10 protein-coding genes are annotated in these 14,456 nt (G+C 64.8%); 5 read left to right on the top strand and 5 right to left on the bottom strand.

Features of this window, described 5'->3' with window-relative positions; genetic code table 11:
• Positions 1-201: 201 nt before the first annotated feature.
• The 5 genes from Q8N40_RS00795 (at position 202) to Q8N40_RS00775 (ending at position 4,524) form a co-directional block, all read left to right on the top strand.
• The gene (locus tag Q8N40_RS00795) at positions 202-501 is read left to right on the top strand and encodes a hypothetical protein (RefSeq protein WP_305710454.1); all 300 of its coding nucleotides are present in this window, start codon (positions 202-204) and stop codon (positions 499-501) included.
• Between the two features lie 221 nt (positions 502-722).
• The gene (locus Q8N40_RS00790) at positions 723-1,685 is read left to right on the top strand and encodes a tripartite tricarboxylate transporter substrate binding protein (RefSeq protein ID WP_305710453.1); all 963 of its coding nucleotides are present in this window, start codon (positions 723-725) and stop codon (positions 1,683-1,685) included.
• 89 nt (positions 1,686-1,774) lie between these two features.
• Entirely contained in the window at positions 1,775-2,158 is a 384-nt protein-coding gene (locus tag Q8N40_RS00785) for a tripartite tricarboxylate transporter TctB family protein (protein ID WP_305710467.1), read from the top strand.
• Complete coding sequence (locus tag Q8N40_RS00780) at positions 2,159-3,682, top strand: tripartite tricarboxylate transporter permease (protein WP_305318358.1); 1,524 nt, start codon at positions 2,159-2,161, stop codon at positions 3,680-3,682.
• 32 nt (positions 3,683-3,714) lie between these two features.
• Positions 3,715-4,524, top strand: a complete 810-nt coding sequence (locus Q8N40_RS00775) for an aspartate dehydrogenase (RefSeq protein WP_371135581.1) — start codon at positions 3,715-3,717, stop codon at positions 4,522-4,524.
• 264 nt (positions 4,525-4,788) lie between these two features.
• Here Q8N40_RS00775 and Q8N40_RS00770 read toward each other — a convergent pair whose 3' ends face one another.
• The 5 genes from Q8N40_RS00770 to Q8N40_RS00750 form a co-directional block, all read right to left on the bottom strand.
• Entirely contained in the window at positions 4,789-5,991 is a 1,203-nt protein-coding gene (locus Q8N40_RS00770; RefSeq protein WP_305318361.1) for an NAD(P)/FAD-dependent oxidoreductase, read from the bottom strand.
• A complete protein-coding gene (locus Q8N40_RS00765; RefSeq protein ID WP_305318362.1) occupies positions 5,988-6,866 on the bottom strand; it encodes a transglutaminase family protein in 879 nt (292 codons plus the stop codon). Before Q8N40_RS00765 ends, Q8N40_RS00770 begins: the two co-directional genes overlap by 4 nt.
• Complete coding sequence (locus Q8N40_RS00760) at positions 6,863-9,388, bottom strand: circularly permuted type 2 ATP-grasp protein (RefSeq protein ID WP_305710451.1); 2,526 nt, start codon at positions 9,386-9,388, stop codon at positions 6,863-6,865. Before Q8N40_RS00760 ends, Q8N40_RS00765 begins: the two co-directional genes overlap by 4 nt.
• A 30-nt stretch (positions 9,389-9,418) precedes the next feature.
• A complete protein-coding gene (locus tag Q8N40_RS00755; protein WP_305710450.1) occupies positions 9,419-12,709 on the bottom strand; it encodes a DUF2126 domain-containing protein in 3,291 nt (1,096 codons plus the stop codon).
• Positions 12,710-12,871: 162 nt separating this feature from the next.
• Positions 12,872-14,395 carry a UxaA family hydrolase gene (locus Q8N40_RS00750; protein WP_305710449.1) on the bottom strand — a complete coding sequence of 508 codons (1,524 nt, stop codon included), beginning with the start codon at positions 14,393-14,395 and terminating at the stop codon, positions 12,872-12,874.
• Positions 14,396-14,456: the final 61 nt, after the last annotated feature.

Genomic DNA, 14,456 nt, shown 5'->3' with positions numbered 1-14,456 from the left:
ACCAAAAACACGACACTTCACGAGCTACAAACACACGACAGATCACGAGCTACGAACAGTTGTCGTTGCGCACGCTGGCGCAAAGGCTGACGCCAAGCTAGCCTTCAATCTGGACTCTCGACATGAGCCGCGCACCATCATGCCGACCGCCGCTCTATTCTCGGATTCGGTGCATTGCCCTCCGGTACCGGGTCGGTCCACATGAACACCTTGCGGCGCCTTTGGAATGGAGGCCTGCCATTAGCGCAGGCGTTCTGGAAATGGGCGGTGACCGGCGGAATTGCGGTCAACCTGACGACGTCAATCCTGTTTCTGGTATTGATCATGGACAACCAGATTGTCGCGGCCCTTGTCGTCGGTTACGCGCTCTCACTTCCCTACAATTTCGTCGTAACGGTCGGCGTCTGGCGGTCGGCCGGACGCTACGAGGGTGAGCGCCGTTGGGCCGACCTCGCACGCATCGTTACGGTGGCCGGAATGATCCTTCTCAGCGTCACCTGATCAACTGTCCCCCAAGCCGTTCACGGGCTCGGTTTTCCTTCATCAAGAACTAAGGCGGCCCGTCGCCGACGCCCCGGGTTTTTTGGGTCTGTGCCCTGCCCCTGGACGTGACGGCCCGCCGGCATCCGCCTGCGCTGCGGGGCTATCCCCTGCCCGGCCCTGCTGTTATCATCCCTGTCGAGAGCCTGAATGGCCCGACAAAACGACAGGGGAGAAGACGGATGGCAAGGACGTTCGTGACGTTGGCCGGCGCTGCCGTGCTGACCGGTATGCTGACTGCATTATCCACGCCCGCGATGGCGCAATATCCCGACCGCCCCATCAAGATGATCGTGCCATGGGCCGCCGGCGGCGATACCGACAACATCTTCCGGCCGTTCGCCGTCGAATTTCAGAAGCAGCTCGGCCAGCCGGTCGTCATCGCCAATGTCGGCGGCGCCTCCGGCACCGTCGGGGCGCGCGAAGCGCAGAAGTCGGCGCCCGACGGCTACACGGTCTATGCGGTGCACGACTATATCCATCTGACGTTCTATGCCGGGATCAGCGACGTCAAATACAGCGACTTCGAGCCGATCTGCCTGGTCGCGGCGACGCCCTCGGTCCTGACCGCCAGCGCCAAGACACCGTGGAAGAACTGGCAGGAGCTCGCCGACGACGCCAAGAAGCGGCCGGGCGAGATCACGGTCGGCGCCACGCTGGGCTCCACCAGCCATATCTTCCCGGCCATGATCGAGAAGGCGGCCGGCATCAAATTCAAATTCGTGTCCTATGACGGCCTGGCGCCGCGCATGAACGCGCTGCTCGGCGGCCACATCAACCTCACGGATTCCAACCTGACGCAGAAGGGCAAGGTCGAGGCCGCCGTGCTGCGCTTCATCGCGATCGCCAGCGAGAAGCGCGATCCGGAAGCGCCCGACGTGCCGACGCTGAAGGAACTCGGCATGAACATCGTGTACGAAGTGGTGCGCGGCGTGCTGGTGCCGAAGGGAACGCTGGCGCCGGTGCGCGCCAAGCTGGAGGAAGCCTGCGCCAAGGCGGTCAAGGAGCCGGGATTCGCCCAGGCCATGAAGCTGCAAGGCACCCGCGTGGCGTATCTCAATGCCAATGATTACGCCCAATTCCTCGCCAAGGTCGACGGCGAGAGCAAGGCCATCATGACCGATCTCGGCCTGATCAAGAAATGAGTATCGGCCGCGACGGAATTGCCGGGCTGGTCCTGCTCGCGTTCAGCCTGGTACTGCTGGTCTAGTCGTTCCAGCTTCCGTCGCTTCCGATTGTTCCGGTCGGGCCGGGCTTTTACCCGGCCATTGTCCTGTCCTTCATGGCGGTCGCGAGCGCGCTGCTGGTGCTGCAGGACCTCATGAAGCGGGCGCCGGTCACGGTCGAAGCAGGCGACATGCCACGGCGAAATTATCGGCTGGTCGTGATCGCCTTCGCGATCGTCGGCGGTTATGTGGCGCTGCTGCCGCTGCTGGGATTTCGCGTCGCCACGCTCCTGTTCGTCGGCGCGCTACAGGCCGCGCTGGGCCGGCCGCGAACCATGCGGCAATGGCTGGTTGTCGCTGCGATCGCGGTCGGCACCGCCCTGGTGAGCTATTTCGTGTTCGAGCGATACCTGCTGGTGCTGCTGCCGCGCGGCGCATGGACGGGCTTCTAGATGCTCGATCTGCTCGCGAACGGCCTCGTCAATATCGCACAGTGGAAATATCTGTTGCCGCTGTTTGCCGGCACCTTCATCGGCGTGATCGGCGGCTCGCTGCCGGGCGTCACCATCACCATGACGGTGATCGTGGTGCTGCCGTTCACCTACGGGCTCGATCCGCTGGCGGGGCTGGCGGCGATGACCGGCGTCTATGTCGGCGGCTCGACCGGCGGCCTGATCGCCTGCTGCCTGCTCGGCATCCCCGGCTCGCCGGCGTCGATCGCAACTACCTTCGACGGCTTTCCGATGTCGCGCAACGGCGAGCCCGGCCGCGCCATCTGGCTCGGGGTGTGGGCATCGGTCTGGGGCGGCCTGCTCGGCGCCCTGTTCCTGGTGTTCCTGACCGGGCCGCTGGCAGCGATCGCGCTGGAATTCGGGCCGTGGGAGTATTTCTCGCTGTTCGTGCTGGCGATGGCGATGGTGGCGGGGCTCACCGAAGCCTCGCTGCTCAAGGGGCTGCTCTCGACCGCGATCGGGCTGCTGATCACGGTGGTCGGCCACGATCCGATCGGCAGCGTGCCGCGTTTCACTTTCGGCTCGGAATTCATCGGCGGCGGCTTTCCGTTCCTGCCCGTGCTGATCGGCATTTTCGCCTTCGCGCAGATCATGACCGATCTGGAGAAGCTCAATGGGCCGCGCGGCCAGCCGGTGGAATCGCTGGCCGGGGTCAAGCTCGAGCGCTTCTCGCACCTCAAGGTCAACCTGGAAATCTTCAGGCAGCCGTTCCTGCTGGCGTGGTCGACGATCGTGGGCCTGATCATCGGCATCCTGCCCGCGATCGGCGGCAGCGCCTCGAGCGTGATGGCCTATGACCAGGCCAAGAAATTCTCGAAGACGCCGGAGCGTTTCGGCAAGGGCCACCCCGAGGGCATCATCGCGTCGGAAGCCTCCAACAACGCCAATGTCAGCGGCTCCCTGATGACGATCATGGCGTTCGGCATTCCCGGCGACGCCGTCACCGCCGTCATGCTCGGCGCGATGACGATCCACGGCATTCAGTCCGGGCCGCTGTTCATCTCGCAAAACCCCGACCTCGCCTACGGTATCTATGCCGCCTACATCCTGGCGCATCCCTGCATGCTGCTGATCTGCGTCGTGCTGATGCCGCTGATGCTGCGCGTCACCTCGGTGCGGATGGCGGTACTGGCGCCGGTCGTGCTGGTGCTCTGCGTGGTCGGCGCCTACGCGCTCAACAACACCATGCAGAGCGTCTACGTGCTGCTGCTGTTCGGCGTGGTCGGCTATGTTCTGGTCAAGCTCGGCTTTCCGCTGGCGCCGCTGATCCTGGGGCTGATCCTCGGCGACCAGATCGAGATCAACCTGGTGCGCGCGATCATGACCGACCCGAGCCCATGGCTGTTCCTGACGCGGCCGATCTCCGGCGGACTGCTGGTGGCGGCCGCACTCTCGGTTGCGCTCGCGATATGGCAGCATCTGCGCCACCAGAACCGGGTGGCCGAGGAAGAGCCGGATTTCTGAGATGAAGTTTGATGGCAAATTGGGAGAAGACCGTGCGACCTGATTTGCGCATTGCGGTGGTCGGGCTCGGCGCCATTGGAACGAAGGTGGTCGAAGCGCTGGACCGGGGGATCGACGGCCTGGTGCTGACCGCGGTGTCGGTGCAAAACCCCGAAAAGCACCGCGGCCGGCTGGCCAGCCTGGCGAGGCCGCCTGCCATGCTGCCGATCGCGGCGCTCGTCGATGTCGCCGACATCGTCATCGAATGCGCACCGAGCCACCTGGTCAGGTCGATCGTGGCGCCGTTCGTACGTGCCGGAAAAACCGCGGTGGTGCTCAGCGCGGGTGCGCTGCTCGACCACGACGATCTGATTGAGCTGGCGAAGCAGCATGGCGGTCAGATCGTGGTGCCGACCGGCGCATTGATCGGCCTCGACGCCGTGACTGCCGCGGCAGTCGGAAAAATCCACTCGGTCCGGATGATCACCCGAAAGCCGCCCGGCGGGCTCGCCGGCGCGCCCTATATCGTCGCAAACAACATCGGCATCGAGGGACTCACCGAGCCGCTCAGGATATTCGACGGATCGGCGCGCGAAGCGGCACGCGGATTTCCGGCCAATGTGAATGTTGCCGCGGCCCTGTCGCTGGCCGGGATCGGTCCCGACCGCACGACCATCGAGATCTGGGCCGATCCCACCGTGACGCGCAACATGCACCGGATCGAGGTAGACTCCGATTCCGCCCGCTTTTCCATGTCGATCGAGAACATCCCGTCGGAAAACCCGAAGACAGGTTTGATCACCGCCCTCTCGGTCATCGCCTGCCTGCGCAAACTGCGTGCCTCGCTTCGGGTCGGGACTTGAAGGCGCGCGAGTAGCCGGCGAGCAGAAGCGGCCATGAATTATCCGCGGGAAGGGCTTCGCGGGGGTTTAATTCCCCCTCCGGCATCCCCATATGATTGGGATGGCACAATGGCAAAAGTCCTTTACGAAGGAACCTCCGAAGACCAAGGCTGAGCTGCGCGAGATGCTGGCCGAGGCCGTGCGCAATACGCAGCCTGAGACGCTGCGGCAGTCGAAGTCCAAGACAGATCGCGGCTAATACCGCGTTTTTGGTGCGGCCTCTCCTCAGACGCATCGCCCTGCAGCCACGCCGGATGACCAAGCCCATTGGAAATTGAAGCCGCCGAGGTGGCCAGTGACGTCGACGACCTCGCCGATGAAATAAAGCCCGGGCACTGATCTCGACTCGAATGTCTTCGAGGACAGCCCCGCGGTATCGACGCCGCCGAGCGTCACTTCGGCGGTACGATAGCCCTCGGTGCCATTGGGCCGCACCCGCCACTGCGTCACGTCGGCGGCGACTTTCGTCAACAGTCTGTCGGAGAAATCGGCCAGACGTTCCGGTCCTGCGACCGCGTCCGCGATGATACGCGCCAGTCGCTTTGGCAACAGGCCTGAAAGTGCGGTGGCCAACTCCTGCTTCGGATGATCACGGCGCAATTGTTTCAGCCCGGCCAGCACCTCGGTGCCCGGCGCCATGTCGATGACGATGTCCTGGCCGTCGCGCCAGTAGGACGAGATCTGCAGGATCGCCGGACCGCTCAGCCCGCGATGGGTGAACAGCAGCGCTTCGTCGAAGCGTGCCTTGCCGCAACTGACGACGGCATCGACCGCGACGCCCGACATCTCCTTGAACTGCGCCAGCAGCGCCGCATCGAAGGTCAGCGGCACCAGTGCCGCGCGCGGCGGCACGATCTCCAGGCCGAACTGCTCGGCGACCTTGTAGCCGAATCCGCTCGATCCCATTTTCGGAATCGAGGGACCGCCGGTCGCGACCACCAGCGCGCGGCCGCGAAACTCGCCCTGGTCGGTGTCCACCACAAACCCGTCGTCGGCTTTCGAAATCGCGGAGATGCGTACGCCCAGCCGCAATTGCGCGCCGGCCTTGCGGCATTCCTCCAGCAGCATGTCGATGATCTGCCGCGACGAGCCGTCGCAGAACAATTGCCCGCGCGTCTTCTCGTGAAAGGCGATGCCGTATCGCTCCACCATCGCGATGAAATCGTGCTGGGTAAAACCGCTCAGTGCCGAATGGCAGAACCGCGGATTGTCGGACAGGAAATTCGCCGGGGTCGTATGCAGGTTGGTGAAATTACAGCGCCCGCCGCCGGAAATACGGATCTTCTCGGCCGGTTGCCGCGCCTGCTCCAGCACCAGCACCGAGCGCCCGCGCTGGCCGGCGACGCCGGCGCACATCAGGCCCGCGGCGCCCGCGCCGAGGATGATGACGTCATGAACTTTCAGGTTCGGGTTGCGAGCTTGCGTCATCCCACCAGCAGCACGTCGACCGCCACCGCGAGCTTCTGCTTGCGGGACCCCACGATGATGCCGTCGACCGGCGAGACGTCGGAAAAATCCCGCCCTACCGCCAGCACGATATGATCGTTCTCGACCAGGATGTTGTTGGTCGGATCGAAACCGATCCAGCCCAATCCCTCGCCGCACCACAGCGCGACCCAGGCATGGGTGGCGTCGGCGCCCTGCAGCCGCGGCTGGCCCGGCGGCGGGTTGGTGCGCAGATAGCCCGAGACATAGGCCGCCGGCAGACCGAGGCCGCGCAGCCCCGCGATCATAACATGGGCGAAATCCTGGCAGACGCCGTGACGTTTCTCGAACACTTCCGCCAGCGGCGTCGAGATCACGGTGGCCTTCGGGTCGTATTTGAATTCGGTGCGGATCCGGTGCATCAAATCGACCGCGCCAGCGAGGATGCCGGCGCCTTTCGGAAAGCTCCTCGACGCGTAAGCCGTCACCGGCTGCTGCACCGGCACCAACGGACTGGCAAAGATGTATCCGATCGGCGAGTCCGGCCCGAGGCTGGTGGCCTCGAAGGCCACTTCGCGAACGCCCTCCCATTCCGGACTTGGCGCGGCGCGGCCGGGGGCCGTTCGGGAGACCGACACCCGCGACCTTGAATCAATGCGCAGGCTGCGGTGCGAGGTTTCGATCACGATGATCTCGGTGTGAGTCCCGAAAAAATCATGCCTGACGGCGCGGTCCGCCGGCTTCGGCCGGATCTCGACGGCATGCGAGACCAGTTGCTGTCCATCGCCGGTCCTGGGCTCCAGCCGCAGCGAGCACCGCGAGTAACTCACCGGGCTTTCGTAGGAATAGGTGGTGACGTGACGGATGTCGTAGATCACGCGAGGCCCGTCAGCTTTTCAGGCCGGCTGGCATTGGGCCCGTGCGGAAAATAATGCGAGCCGATGGCATCGGCCAGCGTCAGAAGGTCCTGCTCCAGCGCGAACAGCGTCTTGGTGTCGAGCGAAGCCGCCTCGGCCGTCGTCAGCATCGCCTGCAGCGCCACCGCGAGCCGCTGCGGCCGCTCGATCAATCCACCTTCCTTCAGGGTCGGCAGGCTGGCGATGTGATCGTTCAGCGCCGAGACCTGGAACGCGACCGAACGCGGGTTATAGGGATCGAGCACCACGAGGTCGCGCACCGGCGGCAGCAGGGGTCCGACGAGGTATCGCGAACGGTAGGTGATCTGGCAGTCGACCAGGGTCAGCAGGATATCGAGGTCCTCGCTGACGGCTTCGTCATAGGCGAACTGGCGCGCGAAACGCACGGTGTTGATGGCGCGCTCGGCGCGGCGGCCCATTTCGAGGAAACGCCACCCGGCGGCGCGGTTCATGTTTTCCTGTGCGAGTCCCGCGAAGCTCGCGAGTTCCTGCAGCGTCAGCTCGGCGGCGATCATCATGCCGTCGTCGTCTTCGACTTCCCGCGCCAGCCGCTCGGACATTTCGGTGATCACCTGCCAGGCGTCCGGCGACAGCCGCTCACGCAGCGATGTCGCGGTTCGCTGCGCCGAACGCACCAGCGACAAGGCAGAGCCGAATTTTTCCGTGCTCTGCAGCGCCTCGGCCACGACCCTGGCGGGCTGCGACCGCGAGGTCTGCGACGCCGCACCCCATATCACCAGTAGCCGCTGCACCCGCTCGATCGCCGGCATCACGGTCGGAGATCCCTTGCCGGCATCGCGTTGCATGCCGAGCGCCCGCAAAAGCCGCAGCGTCGCCTCGGCGCGCTCCAGATAGCGGCCGAGCCAGAACAGATTGTCGGCGGCGCGGCTCGGTACCACGCCGGCGATGCGCCGGATCCGCACGGTGTCGACACCCGGCAGCAGGGTGGCGGTCGAAACTGCTCTGTCGGACACGACCCAGACGTCCGCCGCCCGGGCGCCGTCGCCCATCGATACCGCACGCGCATCGGGTTGATCGGCGATCCGGCAAAAGCCGCCGGGCATGATGGTCCAGCCATCGGCCGTTGCCGCCGCGAACACGCGCAGCACGAAAGGGCGCGGCGTGATGTGGCCGTTGTCCCACACCGGTGTGGTCGACAGCCGGACCAGTTCCTGGCCGACATAATCGATGCCGCGATCCGATATCGCGGACTTGAGCCGTTCCCGCTCGCTGGTCGACAATTCGCCGGCGAGCACGGGTCCCTTCCCAAAACCGGGAACGCCCCTGCCATAGGCGCCCTCGATGGCGAATTCGTCGAGCCGCGACAGCACTTCCTCGCGCGCGGCTTTCTGGCCGCACCACCAGGTCGCGATATGCGGCATCTTCAGGTCCTCGCCGAAGAAGCGCCGGCTCAGGCTGGGCAGAAATCCCAGCAGCGCCCGCGCTTCCATCACGCCCGAGCCCGGCATGTTGGCGATCACGACACCGTTCTTCCTGACGACGTCGATCAGGCCGGGCACACCGAGCTGCGAGGACGCGTCGAGCTCCAGCGGATCGAGCGAATTGGAATCGACCCGGCGCAGCAGCACGTCGAGCCGCTTCAGGCCGGCGACGGTGCGGATATGAATGCGATCGCCGCTGACGGCGAGATCGTCGCCCTCGACCAGCAGAAAGCCGAGATAGCGCGCCAGCGTGGCATGTTCGAAATAGGTTTCGCTGAAGGTGCCTGGCGTCAGCAATCCGATGCGCGGCTCGTCACGGTCGGCGCTGGCGCGAAGACTGTCGCGGAACGCCTCGAAGAACGGCGCGACGCGCTCGACGTTCATGGACTTGTAGAGCGAGGTAAAGGCGCGCGACAACACCAGCCGGTTTTCCAGCGCGTAACCCGCGCCCGATGGCGCCTGGGTGCGGTCGCCCAGCACCCACCAGCGGCCATCGGGCCCGCGCCCGACATCCGCGGCATAGATGCTGAGATAGCGGCCGCCCGGCGGTTTGACGCCGCACACCGAGCGCAGATATTCAGTGCTGCCGGCAATCGCCGCGGCGGGTATCGCGCCCTCCGCCACCAGCCGGCCCTCGCCGTAGAGGTCGTTCAGCACCAGTTCCAGCAATTCCGCGCGCTGCACGATGCCCGCGGTCAATTGCTGCCAGTCGGCCTCGTCGATCAGGAGTGGCAGGTGGCTCAGCGGCCAGAGCCGGTCGGCGGTCTCGCCGGGCGCGCGATAGGTCACGCCGGCTTCCCGCAAATGCCGGTCGGCGGAACCGAAACGCCGCTCGATATCGGCGGGGCTCAGGCTCGCAAAGGCATCGAAGAACCGGGTCCAGACCGCGCGGGGCGCGCCATCCTGGCCGATATATTCGTCGGGAATTCCGGGCAGCCGGACATAGTCGCGGGCCCACTGCGCCACGCGCCGATTGCCGGGACGGGCCCTGGTTCCCTGACTGCTTGCCCCAATGCTTTCCCGGCCGTCGCGTCCTGCCATCCCCGACTCTCCCGCCCTCAAAGCCCATTCTCAATGAAGCAGCGGCGTCCTCAAGTCGAGGGTCAAAGGGAACTCAATTGTGCGTTCCTCGCGGGGCGGATCGATCTTGCCGGGGGTATGGCCGTGGTCCTGGAACCGGGCCAGCCGGCGGGCCTCGGCCTCGTAGGAATTGACCGGTTTGGTGTCGTAGGTACGGCCACCGGGGTGGGCGACGTGGTAGACGCAGCCGCCCAGCGAGCGGCCGTTCCAGGTATCAATCAAGTCAAATGTCAGCGGCGCGTGAACCGGGATGGTCGGATGCAGGCCTGAATGCGGCTGCCAGGCCTTGAAGCGGACGCCTGCGACCGCCTCCCCGGCGCGGCCGGTTTCGGTCATCGGCATCCGCCGGCCGTTGCAGGTGACGACGTGGCGGCCCTCGACAAAGCCTGTGGCCTTGACCTGCAGCCGCTCCACCGAGGAATCGACGTAACGGACGGTGCCGCCGGCCGAGCCCTCTTCGCCGAGAACGTGCCACGGCTCCAGCGCCTGCCGCACCTCCAGCGAGACGCCGCCATGATGGACCCGGCCGAATACCGGAAAACGAAACTCGAGCTGCGCCGCATACCAATCCGGCGAAAAATCGTAGCCGGATTGTTTCAGCTCGGACAGCACGCCCTGAAAATCCTCCCAGAGGAAATGCGGCAGCATGAAGCGATCGTGCAGCGTAGTGCCCCAGCGCACGAACTTGCCCTGCTGCGGCTCCCGCCAGAGCTTGGCGATGAGCGCCCGGATCAGCAATTGCTGCGCCAGCGACATGCGCGGATCGGGCGGCATTTCAAGGGCGCGGAATTCGACCAGCCCGAGCCGGCCGGTGGCGCCGTCGGGCGAATAGAGCTTGTCGATGCAGATTTCGGCGCGGTGGGTATTGCCTGTGATGTCGACCAGGATGTGCCGGAACAGGCGATCGACCAGCCACAGCGGCGCCGGGGTGCCCGGCGGTGGCACATGGGACAGCGCGATCTCCAGTTCATATAGCCCGTCATGCCGGGCCTCGTCGATGCGCGGCGCCTGGCTGGTCGGCCCGATGAACATTCCTGAGAATAAATAGGACAGCGACGGGTGCCGCTGCCAGTACAGCACGAGGCTCTTCAGCAGATCCGGACGACGCAGGAACGGCGAGTCCGCGGGCCTGGAGCCACCGACCACGACATGATTGCCGCCGCCGGTGCCGGTGTGACGGCCGTCGACCAGGTACTTGTTGGCGCCGAGCCGCGTCTGCGCGGCATCTTCGTAAAGCCCGAAGGTGATATCGACGGCCTCGCGCCAGTTCTGCGCCGGCTGGATGTTGATCTCGATCACGCCGGGATCGGGCGTCACTTTTATCACTTCCACCCGCGGATCGAATGGCGGTGGGTAGCCCTCGACATGGACCTGCATCTGCATTTCTTCTGCGGTCGCTTCCACCGCGGTCACCAGTTCGAGATAGTCTTCCAGCTTCTCAACCGGCGGCATGAACGCGCACAGGATACCGTCGCGAATCTCGATCGACATCGCCGTGCGCACACCGCCGCCGCCCCTCAGCTGCTGCTCGTGCACCTCCTGATGCGGCGCGGTCTCGCCCGACGACGCCCCGTCATAAACCGGCAGTTCCTCGCGCGGCTCCAGCGGATCCTGCTCGACGATGTAGGGATATTCGTCCGCCTCGATATGCGGCAAGGACGCGATCGGCAGCCGCAATCCCAGCGGCGAATCGCCGGGCGTCAGGAACAGATTGCCGCGGCGCAATTTCCAGCGCTCGCTCTTCCAGCGCGATGGAGATTTGCCGGCGTCGGCATTCCAGCGTTGGATCGGCAGCACGAAACCCTTGGGAACGTTCAGCCCCTGATCAAACACCCGCGCCATGCGCGAGCGTTCTTCCGGATCGGACAATTTGGAATCGGAGGGATCGACATTGGGCGGCAACCCCGCTTCCTTCTGCAGCCAGTGTGCGGGATCTTCGAACGCCGGCAGGACGAATTCCGAATCGACCCCGAGTTTTTCCGCCGTGGAATCGGCAAAGCGCTCGGCATCCTCGATGCTGGCTTTGCGCGGCTTCCCGATAGTCGCAATCAGATCTGAGTTCTTCCAGATCGGCACGCCGTCCTTGCGCCAGTACAGTCCGAACGCCCAGCGCGGCAGGCTTTCGCCGGGATACCATTTGCCCTGCCCGTAATGCAGCAGGCCCCCCGGCGCGAAGCGGGTGCGCAATTTGCGGATCAGATCGTCGGCGAGACCCCGCTTGGTCGGGCCGACCGCGGCGATATTCCATTCCGGCGATTCCAGATCGTCGACCGAGACAAAGGTCGGCTCGCCACCCATGGTCAGGCGCACGTCGCCCGCTTTCAGATCGGCATCGACCTGCTCGCCGAGCGCGTCGAGCCGCGCCCAGGAATCGTCGGAGAACGGCCGGGTGATCCGCGGCGCTTCGCGAATCCGCTTGACGTTCATCTCGAAGCCGAACTCGACATTGGCAAATCCAACCGCGCCCGAGATCGGCGCCGCCGAGCGATAATGCGGCGTGGCGGCAACGGGGATGTGCCCCTCGCCGGTCAGCATGCCCGAGGTAACGTCGAAGCCGATCCATCCAGCACCCGGCAGATAGACTTCGGCCCAGGCATGCAGATCGGTAAAATCGTTCTCGACCTCGCGCGGTCCCTCGACCGGATCGATATCGGGGCGCAGCTGGATGAGATAGCCCGACACGAAGCGGGCGGCGAGCCCGAGATGGCGCAAGGTCTGGATCAGCAGCCATGCGGAGTCGCGGCAGGATCCCGCGCCTGAGGCCAGCGTCTGCTCCGGGGTCTGGATGCCCGGCTCCATCCGGATGATATAGCGTATCTGGTCGCGCAGCTTCGCATTGAGATCGACCAGGAAATTGACCGTGCTGGTCGCCTCGCGCGGAATGGTCGCGAGGTATTTTGCAAACAGCGGCCCGGGTTCCATGGTCGCGAGATAGGGCGCGAGTTCTGTCTTCAGGTCATCGGTATAGGCAAACGGAAAACTGTCGGCGTAAGGCTCGACGAAGAAGTCGAACGGGTTGATCACGGTCATCTGCGCCGTGAAATCGACCTCGATCTTGAACTCGCTGGCCTTCTCCGGGAAGACAAAGCGGGCAAGCCAGTTGCCTTGCGGATCCTGCTGCCAGTTCACGAAGTGATTGGATGGCGTGACCTTGAGCGAATAGCTCAGGATCGGCGTCCGGGTATGCGGCGCCGGCCGCAAGCGGATAGTTTGCGGGCCGAGGTCGATCGGTCGGTCGTATTTGTAATGCGTGACGTGATGTAGTGCGACGAAGATCGACAAATTCTGTGTGCTCCAGCAGCTTTTTTGAGCAGAACACTGGTTCCCGGCGGGATCAAGCACTAACAACGGGCAACGTTTGCCCACAGGGCGTACGGACTTTCGAGTTCCCACAGATCCATCGTCGTCCCTGCGAAAGCAGGCGAACGCAGGGACGACAGAACCCTACATCGTCGCCCCCAGCACCCACGGCGCGAACTCGGCGCCGCCGAAATCAAAACTCTCGCTCTTGGTCGGCCTGCCTGAGGCAGTTTCCAGCATCAGTTCAAAAATACGCTGGCCGCATTGCTGCACGGTTTCCTCGCCGTCGAGGATGGTGCCGCAATTGACGTCCATGTCGTCTTCCATTCGCTTGAACATCGCCGAGTTGGTGGCGAGCTTGATCGAGGGCGCGGGCTTGCAGCCGAATACGCTACCGCGGCCAGTCGTGAAACAGACCAGATTGGCGCCGCCGGCGACCTGCCCGGTTGCCGCGACCGGGTCGTAACCGGGCGTGTCCATGAAGACAAAACCCTTTTTTGTCACCTCTTCGGCGTAGTTCAGGACATCGACCAGATTGGTGCTGCCGGCCTTGGCCATCGCGCCGAGTGATTTCTCCAGGATGGTGGTGAGGCCGCCGGCCTTGTTGCCGGGGCTGGGATTGGCGTTCATCTCGGCGCCTTCCCGCGCCGTGTATTCCTCCCACCAGCGCATCAACGCTACCAGCTTTTCGCCGACCTCACGGCTGACCGCGCGGCGGGTCAAGAGGTGCTCGGCGCCGTAGGTCTCAGGTGTCTCCGACAAAATGACGGTGCCGCCGTGGCGAACCAGCAGATCGCTCGCAGCCCCCAGCGCCGGATTGGCGGATACGCCGGAATAGCCATCGGAGCCGCCGCATTGCAGCGCCACCGTCAACTCGCTCGCCGACACCGGCTCGCGCCTGACGTTGTTGGCGTCGACCAGCGCCTCGCGCACGAAGGCAACGCCGGCTTCCACGGTCTTGCGGGTACCGCCGACTTCCTGGATGTCCATCGCGCGCAAGCGGCCCGCGAGTTTCTGCTCCTGCATCAGCCCGCCGATCTGGTTGACCTCGCAGCCCAGCCCCAGCACGATCACGGCGGAGAAATTCGCATGCCGCGCATAGCCGCCGAGTGTGCGCCGGAGCAGACGCAGCGGCTCGTCCTGGGTCATGCCGCAGCCGGTCTTGTGGGTCAGCGCGACCACGCCGTCGACATTGGGAAAATCCGCCAGCGGATTGTCGCCGGTGAACGGATTCTTCTTGAAGATATCGGCCACCATGCCCGCGACATGGGCGCTGCAGTTCACCGAGGTGAGGATGCCGATGTAGTTGCGGGTGGCGACGCGACCCTCGGGACGGCGGATACCGTCGAACGTCGCGGGCAGATCGAAATTCGGTGTCGGCGTGACGTCGACGCCGAAGGCATAGTCTTTGGCGAAATCACCCATGCCGCAATTCTGCGTATGGACATGCTGCCCCGGCGCGATCGGAATGGTCGCAAAGCCGATGATCTGGCCGTAGCGGCGGATCGGCTCGCCCACGGCGATCGGCCTGATCGCCACCTTGTGGCCGGCCGGGATCCGCTCAACCGTGGTGACGCCATCGGCCACCGCCATGCCGGGCGGCAGGCTGGAGCGTGCGATCAGCACGCCATCATCGGGATGCAGGCGGATGACGGGGGCTGCGGCCATGGGATGCCTCCTTGGTGAAATCGGCACGAAGCGGATTGTTAGCGAAGTTACTCGGGCTCTT

It is taken from the genome of Bradyrhizobium sp., assembly GCF_030693485.1.
GTDB lineage: Bacteria > Pseudomonadota > Alphaproteobacteria > Rhizobiales > Xanthobacteraceae > Bradyrhizobium.
The sequence above is the reverse complement of the archived record's forward strand: the minus strand, read 5'-3'. Positions and strand labels throughout refer to the sequence as shown.